At 66.9% G+C, this 11,279-nt stretch carries 5 protein-coding genes; 1 reads left to right on the forward strand and 4 read right to left on the reverse strand.

The annotated features are described in order from the left end of the window. Positions 1-843, forward strand: an 843-nt coding sequence (locus tag D7W79_RS30690; RefSeq protein WP_120528927.1) for a UTP--glucose-1-phosphate uridylyltransferase, incomplete at its 5' end; no start/stop codon positions are given. 225 nt (positions 844-1,068) lie between these two features. On the opposite strand, the gene D7W79_RS30695 is transcribed toward D7W79_RS30690, so the two are convergent. The 4 genes from D7W79_RS30695 to D7W79_RS30710 all read right to left on the reverse strand — a co-directional run. Next, complete coding sequence (locus D7W79_RS30695) at positions 1,069-1,527, reverse strand: SMI1/KNR4 family protein (protein WP_120528928.1); 459 nt, start codon at positions 1,525-1,527, stop codon at positions 1,069-1,071. 5 nt (positions 1,528-1,532) lie between these two features. Then, positions 1,533-2,174 carry a hypothetical protein gene (locus D7W79_RS30700; protein ID WP_120528929.1) on the reverse strand — a complete coding sequence of 214 codons (642 nt, stop codon included), beginning with the start codon at positions 2,172-2,174 and terminating at the stop codon, positions 1,533-1,535. A gap of 914 nt (positions 2,175-3,088) precedes the next feature. After that, entirely contained in the window at positions 3,089-9,409 is a 6,321-nt protein-coding gene (locus tag D7W79_RS30705) for a P-loop NTPase family protein (protein WP_120528930.1), read from the reverse strand. 579 nt (positions 9,410-9,988) lie between these two features. Then, the coding region (locus tag D7W79_RS30710; protein ID WP_120528931.1) for a GON domain-containing protein at positions 9,989-11,279 on the reverse strand (1,291 nt) is incomplete at its 5' end.

The following is an 11,279-nucleotide window of genomic DNA, read 5'->3' on the forward strand; positions in this document are numbered from 1 at the left end:
GCCGTGAAGGGGCTGGTCCCCGTCGTGGGGGAGCACACCTTCCTGGACCTCAAGCTCGCCCAGGCGCGCCGGTTGGGCGAGCGGCTGGGCCGCCCGGTGCCGGTGGCGGTGATGACCTCCTTTCTCACGCACGAGGCCATCGCCGCGCACCTGGAGGCCCGGGGGCTGGGGCGGGACGTGTTCCTCTTCCGGCAGCAGATACTTCCCCGGCTCACGCCGGAGGGCGCCTTGTTCCGCGAGGCGGACGGGCAGCTGTCCTTCGCCCCTTCGGGTCACGGGGACGTGTTCCGCGCCCTGCGCGGGAGCGGGGTGGGGCAGACGCTGCGCCAGCGCGGGGTGCGCTGCATGTACTTCTCCAACGTGGACAACCTGGCGGCGACGCTCGACCCGGTCGTCATCGGGATGCACCTGCAACGGGGCTGCGACATGACGGTGGAGGTGACGCCGCGGGCAAACCCCAGTGGCGCGCTGGACGCGGGCGCCGCTCCGGTGCGCGTGGCCGGCCAGCTCCAGCTCGTGGAGAAGGTGGACCCCACGCGGCATGCCTTCATCTCCACCAACAACATCACCTTCTCGCTGGAGGCGATGATCAACCAGGAGCTGCCCATTCCCTACCGGGTGGTTCCCAAGAAGGTGGACGGCGCGCCCGTCCTCCAGTTCGAGCAGGTGACGGCGGAGGCCAGCAGCCTCACCCGACCGGATGGCCAGCCGCTCCTGTCGGTCGCCTTCATCGAAGTGGGGCGCACGGACCCCGCGACGAGCCGCTTCGAACCGGTGAAGGCCCCGGATGATCTTCCCCGGGTGGCTGAGCGCCTGCGGCAGCGGCTGGAGGCCTTGCGTTAGGGGCTGGCCGCGCGTGCCGGAGAAGCTGGGTAGGGTGGCCGTGGCGAAGAAGATCTCGAGCGGGGTGTTCTGCGATGCGAGCATCCGCACCTGGAGCCTCGCCATGTGATTCGCTCGGAAGTCGTAGGCGGAGTTCACCCCTGCGCGTGGCGAGGCTCCAGTTCTCCGCGCGTAGCCCCCGGCACGTCGTTGGTCGGACGGTTACAGGCCCTCCACACGACAGGCTCATCCACTCAGCCAGAACGCTCGGTTGCCGCTCCGCAGCGCCCTTTCCAGGAACTCCGCGAAGGTGGAGGCGATGCGCTCTACCTCCGGGAACGTCTCGTGGAAGGCGTCGAACAGCGGATAGCGACCTGCATCGTGCTGGGTGCTGTCCAGGACGACGTAGTCGGAGTCCTGCATATCCACCAGCGTGAACACGGACTGCGCCCCGTCTTGGTCCTCGTCGCTGGCTCGGATGGCCTGGCGTGCGCGGCGGATCTCCGCGAGCGGCAAGACGCGGTAGAGCGCGTCAGCCCGGGGCTTGAAGAGCGTGCATCCGTCGCAGTGCAGGTAGAAGGCACGCAGGTCCTCGTCCAGCTTCCATCCGACGCGCGCCTCGAAGGCGGCCAACTGCGCGGGCGTGGCGGGCGCGTTGGGGAAGTGGAGCCGGGAGACTTCGGCGAGGAGGGAGTCCATGGTCATGGTCGTCAGTCCGCGTAGGGCCGGTCGGGACCTGGCTTCAGCCACTGGCCGCCCGGCGCGTAGCAGGCCGGGTACTCGCGGTTGAAGACGCCGTGCACGTCGTCAGGTGCGGGGATGACGTTGTCCCGGGCCAGCGGCGCCCCACCGTGCCCCAGGTCGAAGATGTGGTGCCCCTGCCAGTTGATGCCACCCGTCGACGGCCACCCGCCAAACTCTCGGCCCCACTCGTCTCGGAACGTGGTGCGTGAGTTCTTCCAGGTGTTCCTGCGCCACGTCAGGTCCGCCGCCTTGGGGTAATCGCAGCAGCAGTGGGTGATCGCGAGGCGGCCCCCGGCCTCCGCGGGCATGAAGAGGTAGCGCCCTTGCCAGTCCCCTTTGATGTCGGCCAGCCACATGCAGCCCATGAGCGGGTAGCCCTGCGCCGCGCATTTCGACTCGCAGCGGGACAGGAACGCGGCGCTGCACTGCCAGGGCCCGTAGTAGATGGTTGTGCGGAGCTGCCCGCCGTCCGGCGTCCTGACGACCGACCCGACCCACTTCGCGCGTGCCGGGCTGCCGCCCCCACCGACAGTCGCCGAGCCGCATCCGACGAGGGAGAGGAGCGCGACGGCGCTCGCGGCGCGGTGGAGGACGAAATCGGCTGCCATGGCAATCCATGACAGCACGACTAGCGCGGTGAGTTAAGTCTCGGAGAGGAGCGCGCTCTGTTGGGTAGTACGCGCGCGGCGACCTGCACGCTACTCCCCCTCGGGACGGACGCTGCCGTCCGGCCCTGTAACGAAGCGAAGCGTGCCCGCGGCCGTGACACCTCACGAGTCGAGCTGGAACCCGCGCGCGAAGAACCCCAGCAGCACCGCCTTCGGGGGACCTATCTGGATGAAGACACGCGCTCCACCATCTGGACGGATTGCTGGCACGAAAGGATGCCATCACCGTTCCTCGTTTCCGAGGGAGGTCTGCCTTGAAGCCTGCTCAAACGAGTCCCGTCCATGTCTTCGCCACACTCGCGCTCGCCGTCGGGGCCTTCGGTGGGTGCGATGATGATGATGCGGGCGATGAGTAGGCGGCGGCGACGGAGGCGGTGAAACGGATTGCCCAGGACGCCCCCACCCGCCTGCCGGCAACTGTGCCGGATGAGGTGCTGCGGGTGACGCTGGGCGGCGTGGAGTACAACGTCCAAGAGCTGCTCAGCCGACCTTCCGACTCGCGGCCCTCCGCACACATCGTGGCGGCCTACCATACGGCCTCCACACCCACGGATCCACCGCCCTTTGGAACCAGCGACGTGGCCGTCCTTCCGGATTACACGCGGGAGGCACCAGCGGCCCAGGTCTACGAGTGCCGCTTGAACGGGAGCACCTTCGCCTGGACCTTTCTCCAATCTGAAGCGGGGCTCCAGCCCATCACCCTCCAGCCCATCCCAGCGCTGGGGACCCTTGTCCTCGATCACTTCCGCTACCCGGCAGGCATCGATTTCGGACCGCCCCCCGGAATGCCCCCGTGGGCCCGGCCTGGCGCGTTTCGGCTCCGGAACTCCGCGATCTTCCGACGCTTTCGCGCCTCAGTAACGCTCCTCGTAGAGCGCGTTGGCGCAGCCCGGATACGTGGTCATCGACAAGTCAGGCGCCACCCGCACCACCGCAGTCGTGTGCCAGGATTGCGTCGAGCGACTGGCGCCGTCCGAGTCCGCGCGCGTGAGCTTGATTAGGAGTAACAGGTCCGCCTGCTGCGCGGTCAGCACCTCGCGGACAAAAGCCGACAGACAGAACATGCGGGCACCGGTCCTACGCCCGCCTTCACCACGTTCGGGAAGCTGGCACCATGCCTCGACCCGCATGATCTGCGCGCCTGACGCTTCGATCCAACGGCTTCCGAACTCATCGGCAGGCTGCAGCGCACCAAAGGCGATGATGTTGGCCGACGGGCGCGCACGCTGTGCCGCACCGATCACGCCCAGCGCGTCCGTCTCGTCGATGCCGCCTTCGGCGAGGGGGTGCACAATCCACGGCACGTACGGAGGTTGCGACGGGCGCGAGTTGTTCTTTTCGAGAGCATATGGAAGGTGCGCCTGAACGGGGTTCTCCCGTGCCAGCTCCACGGCGGCCTGATCGGCTTGCTCGTAAGGGATGAGGGCGGACTGAACTTCAATTTCGATGCCTTCCACCGAGAGCCAATTGCCGTCGATGACCAGCCACTCGCCGACGTCGACCTCGATCCCGAGCAAGGCGCGCAGTTTCGCCGGATCGGCCGTCATGCCCACGCTGTCCTCGGCCAGTTCCCGCAAGGTGACGCGGGTGTCCACCGGCTGCCACTCGGTGCCATCGGCGAGCCACAGCCCATCGGCGCGGGTCAGTACCCGCCTCCGGAACCACGCATGCCACGGGCTTTCGTCGTCATAGCGCCGTCGCGTGATCGGATGCTGGAGCAGGAATTGTCCGGCCACGGCGTGCAGAGCGTGCCAGCACAGTTGCTCCCCGTAGGTATGGTGCTGGTCGGTGATCGATCCGCGCCCCTCACGGCGGTCGCCGGAGCGTCCGCCCAGCTCGCGCATGCGCGTGATCTGACGATCGTGCTGCCGCACCCACGCCGTCATCGCATCGTGCGTGTCCCACCGGGTGCGACCAAACAGTGCGCTCAACCTGGACACATCGGATTTGTCGAAGTCGTATTCGAAGTGCAGATCCGGCTCGGGCGCCGGCCGGTCCGCCGGGCGCGATTCGTAGAACGACTCGCCGTGGTACTCTCGGGTGACCTGCAGCGCGAACGGGGATCGATTGACCTGCTCCAAGGCCTTGCGCAGGGCTGGCGGCAACCGCAGCTGCCCCGCGTCTTGGCAAGCGAGCAGTGCCGCCCTCGCGAAGTGCTGCCGAAGCACGTGCGGATCGGCAGTATCGAGGGCCGTGCGCTCAAGGAAAGCGCGATGCGCAGCGACGGCCTGTGGCACCTCCAGCGCGATGCGGGCCAAGGAGATCAGCAGCCACAGTTGCGCGTGCAGGTAATAAAAGGGCAATTCGGGTGCACCGAACGCGCCCGCGTCGCGCTCATCGAACCGGGCCACGACGGCATCGAGCACATCGGTGCGGCCCAAGCGCACCGCAGTGCGCAGGCTGTGCGCGGCCATCCAACGGCGCTCAGCGTGCCCCGAGCCGAGGGCAAACCAGATCAGGCCTGCGGCCACCTGCAGCGAATCGTCCGGGGGATAAAGCCGTTCGTTCCAAGCCCCGTCCTCCACCAAAGCAGCGAGCTTCGCCGCCCCACTTGCGAGTAATCGGGTCAACGCCGCCTGCCCGACGCCAGCGGCAGATTTGGTGTTGAAGGCCGCCGCGAAACTCAGCCACACCGCTGCCGGCACGTCGGTGCCCGGCCGGCAATACTGGTGCAACAGAGCGAGTGTCAGCGCGTGCGCATCCACGCCCGTGAGCTCGGTGATGCGCTTAAGCTGCCAGGGCGAAATGTATCCGAAGGACACGAACTCACCCGCGTTCTCGCGCACGATCCAGTCGGCGGCAGCGGTGAGGGCCTTGGGCACGGCCGCCGACGCAGTCGACCAAGCCTCTTGGCAGGCCTTGAGTTCGTGCGCCTTGGCGTAAAGATCGAGCGAGGGCTGACGCGCGATGAGTTCGATATAGCGAGGCCAATCCGCGAACGCGACCTTGGCGCGCAACAATTCCAACAGCTCGACGTCGACACGTCCCCAGCCAGTCACGCTCTCCAGCGCATCGAGGGCGCGGGACAGGGACAGTTCGTCCAGCGGGTTGGTATCGTGCGCCAAGGCTGCGACCGCGACCGCCTTGGCCTTCGCGACGGCCTGTTGCTCCTGCGGGTCGACACCGGGCGACGACGGTCGCCAGTTGTTGAGTTCATTGTAGTCGTGGGTCGTTACCTCGATCGACGCCGCGGCCGTCGAAAGCTCAGCGGCGTGTGCCGACTCTTCGCCCAACACGCGCGAAGCCCATTGCGCCAGTGCCTGTGGGGCTTTGGATCCGAACGGCGAGGGATTGTTGTGTTGGTATTGTTCGATCAGCTCGGTGACGATGGCCGGCGAGGCGCCGCGTGCCTCCAGCGCCTCGACGAACTGCTCGGTGCCGCAGGACCGCAGCTCGGCCGGGTCGGAAACGCGCAACATCGTCAGCGCGATCTCCGGATCGATCTGATGGTTGTCCAGCAGTGCCTTCAAGTACGGCAGAAGCGTGTAGTCGAACGAGATGCGACCACGGTCTTCCCACCGGGCCAGACGAGCTATGCCCTTTACCCCCGAGGCCTTGGCCAGGGCCGCCCCGTAGTTGGCCCAATCGAACTTGTGGGCTTCTCCCAGGTTCAGGTCGCAAATGTTCGAGAGCGTGTGGCTATCGGCGTCGGGAAGCCCGTTGCCCTGCAAGGTGCAGGAAAAATGCATCAACTCGCTGACGAACTCCCAGTCGCCCGAGCCGATCGCATCCATTTGCTCTAGGCCCTGCAGGAAGTAAGAGTTGGCCTCGCTCCCGCTGGCGCGACCCATCGCCCGGGCCAAGCGGGCAAATAGCGTCGCCCGCTGTCCCACCTCGTCCTCGCGCTCGATCGCCTGGCGCGCCTTGATAGCCGTCTGGCCGGCCAGCACGTGGTGACGAGCGCGTGCGGCCAGAATCCCGACGATCTCGACAAGGATGCCTGCGGTGGTGACGCCGGGCGCGCTTACCGCCTCAACGAACTGCGTGATCTCCTCGGCCACGAAGTCGGTCTCGACCGCGAGCGCGAGAGTGATCAGGCGCTCGCCGATCGCATCGTGCTGACGTTGCGCTGCGGTGCCCCCGGAGTAGTAGTCCCTCTGGGCGCGAAGTTCACACCAGACATCGACGAGGGGCTTGAGTCGACCGGCCGCTTGGCCGGAGTTCGGTTTCACCGCGTGGGCGAAGGCGGTCGCGATGCGTAGCAGGGACGGCAGGTAGCCGTCGAGAAATCGCTCGGCAGAGGATTTGGTTTCGTAGCTCAGGGGCTCGGGTGAATCGGCGTCGGTGCCCTTCTTCACGCTCGCCTGCAGGGCCTGTTTAAGCGCATCGCGGTAGGGCTGGCCGTGAAGGCCTGGCGGCAGGGACGCACTCATCGTCGCTAGTTCGGCCGGCAGCAAATCGCGCTCTTCGGGCGCCCGGCTTTGCGCCAGGGCCTTGAGGACCTGGATGGCCACGTACGGATAGATGTCGCCGAATGACCATTGATCGATGAACGTGTACAGCGCCGGCGTCGGCAGGCGGATCGAGGCCGCGATCGAAATCGACTCTGCGTGCAGCCCGCGCACTGCGGCCACCGTGGCGGCCCGAAGCAGGCCCAGGAGAATCGCGCGCTCTTGCGGTCGATGGTGCGTCTCGCCGAAATCCACCGTCGCGCCGCGGGTCGCAAGATCGGAAATGAGCTCACGCTGCAGACCTTCATCCCCGTCGGCGTAGGCTACGGCGGCGGCCAGCACGCTGGGCTTGGCGAGCGTAGGCGTGAGCAACTCGCGAACGGCCTGCGGGGAGATGAGCCCTTTCGCTTCGCCTACGCGCGCGAGTGCAAAGCACTGCGCCGCGACCTCGTAGGCGTACCAATCTCGCCATCCGTTCAGGTCGCGCGCGGCGCCCCTGCCATCTCCGCGCGCTAGCAGGCACAAAGGAATGGCAGCCATGTCCATGGACGTGGGCCGCTCTTGCTGGAAGCGAGGGTCTTCGGCCTGCTCGAAGTAGTGGTGCCGCCACTCGAAAAGCCGCTGGGCGTGCTGGTGCGCATCAGCCAAGTCGCCAGCCAGCACGTGCGCGATTGCCAAGCGTGCATGGCGTGATCCCGGCCAAGCGGTGCGTGCTTCGAACATCCGGCGCAGCGCATGGATATCGTCCATGGCCATAGTCAAGTCAGGATGGTCGAGCAAATAGGCCGTGCCCCGCTGATTGATCGCGGCAAGGGTAGATGACTCCACCAGCAGTGGCACCAGTCGGTCGCTGTTCTCGTGGGTGGCCGCAAAGGCGACCGCAGCGCGCAGCCGCGCCTGCCGGATCGCTTGCTTCCCTGCCGCACTGGAGATCGAGGTCGGCACTCGCGGATCGAAGGCCAAGTCGAATAGTTGGTCGCCATCGCCCAACTGCTTGAGCAGGTTGGGCAAGGTCGTCGCGGCGTACAGCGAGCGCTCCTGCATTGACAGCAGGTTCTTTGCCAACGCGCGTAGCGCAGCCTCGTCGGCCCCGTAGGTTTCACGGATCAGCGTTTCGGTTGGCTCGTCGCGGAACATGATCCCGTGCTTGGTGTGCTCCAGCAGGTCGGCGAGGTCGGCGGCAAAGCTGTTCGCCGCGCTCTCAGACAGGCCATTGGCCTCGGCGAACTCCAGAATCGGCACCGGGGGCGGCAAGGTCGCCAAGCCCCCTAGGAACGAGTGGATCACGCCGTCGCGGTAGCCCTGCTTTTCTGCTTCGCGTAATGCGTCCTGGATCTTCTTTCGCAGAAGGTTATCGAGTTGGATGCCCTTGTTGAATTCGGACGGCGCGAGCAGGTCGGCGCTGTCCTTAGCCAGATGCTCGAGTATGCGTCCATTGCCTCGCGAACGCGACTGGGCCACCAGCAAACGGGCTTCCGTCAATCGCTTCACCCGCGGGCGCAAGAACTCGCGGGACTCATCAATGCTGAAGGGCAGCAGCTTCAGCTCAACGCAGTCGACGCCGCCCGTCGCGGCGGCCCGGCGATGGCTGCGCGCGCTGACCACCAGCTGCATGCCGGCAATGCGTCCGGCCGTGGCCAGTTCGCGCAACAACAGGCGCGGGAACGAGGTTTCGTCTTGCGCCGTGGCGTGCTCGCCAGCGTTATCGATCGCATCGAGCAGCAGGATGAGTTGGCGGTCCCGGGTGCCGCGGGCGCCGGTCGCCGCCGCCTGCGTCAAGCGGGAGCGCACCGTCCGGATGAGATCATTGTCGTTGTAGGTCCCGGGGAGCAGCGGATCGCACAGTCCGCGGCAGGCCAGCCGATTGACAATGTGCAGCAGGCCACGCCCTGGTAGGTGCCGCGCGTCGCTCGGCGCCCGGTACTGGCCCATGCCAAAGCAATCGAACAACACGACCTCGTGCGCGGGCTCGAGCTTGCTCGCGAGCGAACGGAGGAAGACCGTCTTGCCCACGCCGCCATCGGCATGGATAACCAGTGGCCGATCTAGGGCGGGGATCGACGTCGCCGTGTCCTCCAGCTGGTCACGGGCCACTACCGCCCCCACGTCCGGGAAGCTCTCCGGACACGGCAACAGGTCGTCCTCGTGACCGATCTCCAATGCCGCCAAGAGATCAGTGCGCGAAATGACATTGCGTTGTTCGCTCGCGAGGCTGGCCTTGTCGCGGGCCAGCTTGCGGATCTCGTTGAGCCGCAGGCGTGCAAGTGAATCTCGCGCGGCCGTCCAGTCAGACAAGGCCGTCGCCAAGTCGCGCTTGCTCGCTTGCAGGTCGCCGGTCAGACCGGCGAACTGGAGCCGACGGGCGAACTCGACCAGGTCCTTTCCGTGGAGGCGCGCCGCCGCCTGGACCTGCTTGGCCTGGGCGGCCGCGGCTCCGCGCAGCACGGTGCCCGTCGCCAGCCCCTGCACCGCGTGTTCGAGTTCGGCCAGGATCGGGCGATTGGTGACCAGCTCGAAGCGAAGCTTGGCGCGAGTTTTGGCGACACTATGCTTGTAAACGTGCGCGCGGTAGATCTTCGCAAACTTCTCAATGGTCTTCTTGGCATCAGCGGCGCGAAAGGGCTTGAGTTCGGCCGCCTTCGAATACTTCACTTGGACGACGACGACGCGGGTCGCGCGCACAAATGACGCGTGTCGACCGTAGTACAAGACGGCGTCCGCGATCTCGGTGGCGTCCTTGGACACCTCATCATCGGCAGAGAAACCTTCGATGGCCACGCCCACCAGGTCGTCCCTGGGGAGTAGCAGGCCCAGGCATTTTCGAGCGACCCACGCCTCGTGATACTCATGGCCATCCCGGGAGGCTCTGACGCTGTCAACGCGAGTGCGAGTTTTTGCCACCACTCATCCTTGGAAGTGAAGGCCAATACTGCGCTCGGGCAAGCCGGCCACGCAATTGAGATTCGAGGAGATGCGCGTCGCTCTCCCTGCGACGGCCAGCCGATGCGCGAGCGCGGTCACGCGGCGAGGTCTTCCCGACTCAGCAACGGATTTCTGTAGAGCGTCATCGCCATCACGTTTCCCGGCTCGTCGACCATTCCCGCCGCTACGGCCCGCAAGGCGTGTCGTGGGGCTGTCGGGCCTGCTCCATTCAAGTCCTGGCAACAGCCCGCAGGTGCCGCTGAGGGCGGCAGCGGCAGGGGTGTGTCTGCTGGGGATGATTGGCTTCCGCGCCGGCCTGGAATGCGGCTCATGGGTTCCCTGTCAGCGTCCCTCTCCTCCCGCACTTCTGCCGCCCGCCACGCCCAAGAGGGCTCCAGCCCTTCCCATGCTCCCAGGCTGGAGCCCTCTCCCTGAGAGGCCTTACGGCTGTGGCGGGTTGAGCGTCAGCTGCAGCAGGGTGCCGAACTGGTTGTAGGGGTTGTAGCTGCCCACGGGGCCCAGCCAGCCGCAGTTGCCGCCGCCCGACAGGCTGAAGACCTGGTTGGACGCGCTGGGGGTGACAGAACCGCCGGCGAGGTAGCCGCCCACGCCGAACCGGGAGGGCTGCACGGAGAAGCGCGTGCCGCGCAGGTCCACGTTGGCCTGGGTCTGGATGCCGTTGCAGGACATGGCGGCGCCGTAGGTCATGGACTTCACCGTGTGCGGCGAGTGGGTCAACTGCCCGGTGGACGTGGAGAAGGTCTGATCACCGGTGTCCACCTGGAGCGTGTCCGGGAGCACGCGCACGCGGGTGTAGCGCGTGCGCACGGTGGTGCCGGGCGAGGCCCCACCCGCGAGGTACTGCGAGAAGTTGGCGCCGTCCTCCGTGTGCTGGAGCGTGAGGTACTCCCGAGGCGCCGCCCCGTCCATGCCGTGGCACCAGGCGGACCAGCACTTGTTGGGATCGCGCCCGACGCACAGCGTGTGCTCGCCGTCCTGGGTGAAGGAGTAGTCGGTCTGGAGGTCCTTGCAGGTGGCCGGCAGGCGGGGCGGGGGGCGGTACTTCAGCTGCAGCAGCGAACCGGTCTGGTTGTAGGGGTTGTAGCTGCCCAGGGGACTGGTCCAGCCGCAGAAGCCTCCGCCGGAGAGGGTGACGACCTGTCTATCGAAGCTGGCGGCGGCGGTGCCGGAGGCGTCGTAGCCACCCACGCCGAACAGGCTCGAGTCCACCTCGAAGCTCGTGCCGACGAGGTCGATGTTGGCCTGGGCCTGCTCGCCATCGCAGGACATGGCGACGCCGAAGGGCATGGCGCGCACGGTGTCCGACCCGTGCTTCAGCTCTCCGGTGGAGGTCGCGAAGGTCTGGTCGCCGGTGTCCACCTGGAACGTGTCCGGATGCAGGCGCACGCGCTGGTAGTACGTGACAACGCTGGTGCCGGGCGAGGCCCCGCCCGCGAGGTAGCGCGAGACATTGGTGTCCTCCATCTGGAACGGGAGGGTGAGGTACTCCCTGGGCGTGCCGGCCATGTCGTGGCAGTACGCGGTCCAGTACGTGTCGGGGTCACCGCCTACGTACAGGCCATAGTTGCCGTCCGGAGCGTTCGGGTGGACGGCATGCACGTCCGCGCACGTCGCGGGCAGCGTGCTGAGTGCCTGGGACGCGGAGGCTGCGGCCAGGGACGCGGAGTCGTTCGCGCCACAGCCCACGGTGAGCGCGGTGAGGCTCCAGGCC

The organism is Corallococcus exercitus (genome assembly GCF_003611585.1).
GTDB lineage: Bacteria > Myxococcota > Myxococcia > Myxococcales > Myxococcaceae > Corallococcus > Corallococcus exercitus.